Source organism: Mycobacterium gordonae, from assembly GCF_002101675.1.
Classification (GTDB): Bacteria; Actinomycetota; Actinomycetes; order Mycobacteriales; family Mycobacteriaceae; genus Mycobacterium; species Mycobacterium gordonae.
In genome coordinates this window covers 1-1400 of record NZ_LQOY01000129.1, presented here as the reverse complement: position 1 = coordinate 1400, position 1400 = coordinate 1, and the positions used below count along the sequence as shown (strand labels likewise).

Annotated in this window: 1 protein-coding gene and 1 pseudogene; both read left to right on the top strand. The window is 72.1% G+C overall.

The features are described 5' to 3' along the window. Positions 1 to 1194 (top strand): annotated as a pseudogene (locus AWC08_RS39115) (PE family protein); the annotation flags it as partial. Positions 1195 to 1203: 9 nt separating this feature from the next. Next, positions 1204 to 1400 (top strand): PE family protein (locus AWC08_RS19395; RefSeq protein WP_142283676.1); only part of this gene is annotated, 197 nt, incomplete at its 3' end.

Below are 1400 nucleotides of genomic sequence, written 5' to 3'. Positions count from 1 at the left end.
TTCGGCACCGGCGGCAACACCTACCTCATCGGCAACGGCGGCAACGGCGGCCAAGGCGGCACCGGCTGGACCGGCGCCAACGGCGTCAACGTGACACCGGCCCACCCCAACAGCTCTGTGCAACCGGACGGCAGTGGTCTCACCGGCACCGCTGGTGGACCCGGCCAGAACGGCGGCACCGGCGGCAGCGGCGCCGATGGCACCAACCCCAGTGGTTTCACCGTGAACGCCGGCCGGGGCGGCGACGGCGGCGCGGCCGGACCAGGCGGCGCCAACGGCGGGAATGGCGGAAATGGCGGAAACGTCAATGCCCCCGACGATGTTCTGGCGGACAGCACCCACGGGGGCGACGGGGGCAATGGCGCACCGGGCAGCGGGCCCGGCGGCTCGGGTGGCAACGGTGGTAATGGCGGCTGGGCCGTCGGAAACGAAACCAATAATTTCGGCGGTAGCGGTGGACGAGGCGGTGACGGCGCTTCCGGCGAGACCCCGCCACTCAACGGCGGCGCGGGTGGTGCCGGCGGCAATGGCGGTAACGCAGGGCTGCTGATCGGCAACGGCGGAGCGGGCGGCCAAGGCGGCATCGGTGGCCTCGGGGGCGCTGGTGACCACGGCGGAAACGGCGGCAACGGAGGCGCCGGCGGACATTCGGACAGCGCCCACTTCGGCAGCATCAGCGGCTCGGGAGGTGACGGCGGAACCGGCGGAAGCGGTGGCGTCGGCGGCACCGGCGGCCAGGGTGGCGTCGGCGGCAACGGCGGCGCCGGTGCGAAACTCATCGGCTTCGGCGGTGCCGGCGGCGACGCCGGTATAGGTGGTGCCGGTGGCGCGGGCGGCGATGGCGGCGCAGGCGGACATGGCGGCAACGGCGCCAACGCTACCGGCGGCTCGGACAATACCGCTGGCAACGGTGGTAACGGTGGCGACGGCGGCCAGGGCGGTCAAGGCGGCAACGGAGGCGCCGGCGGTCTGCAAGGCGGCGCCGGCGGGGCCGGTGGGATAGTCGGCGGTGCCGGACGAAACGGCGGTGCCGGCGCCGGAGGAACGGGAGGCGAAGGCGGCGCCGGAGGTACCACAGTCGGCAACGGCGGCGCCCGCGGCGAGGCCTCGGGCGGCAACATCGACAACGTGCCCGGCACCCCCGGCAACGCCGGCAAGGCCGGTGCGGCTGGATCAACCGGGATCAACGGATAGCCCAGCCCCATGACCCAGCTCTTTGCAGCACCTCAGCTAATCGCCTCCGCCGCAACTGATTTGGCGGGTATCGGTTCAAGTATCAAAGAGGCGAACATTATTGCCGCGAGCCGAACCACGGCGGTGGCCGCGGCGGGGACCGATGAGATCTCGGTGGCGGTTGCGGCGTTGTTCGGTGGTTATGCCCGGGAGTATCAGGTGATCGG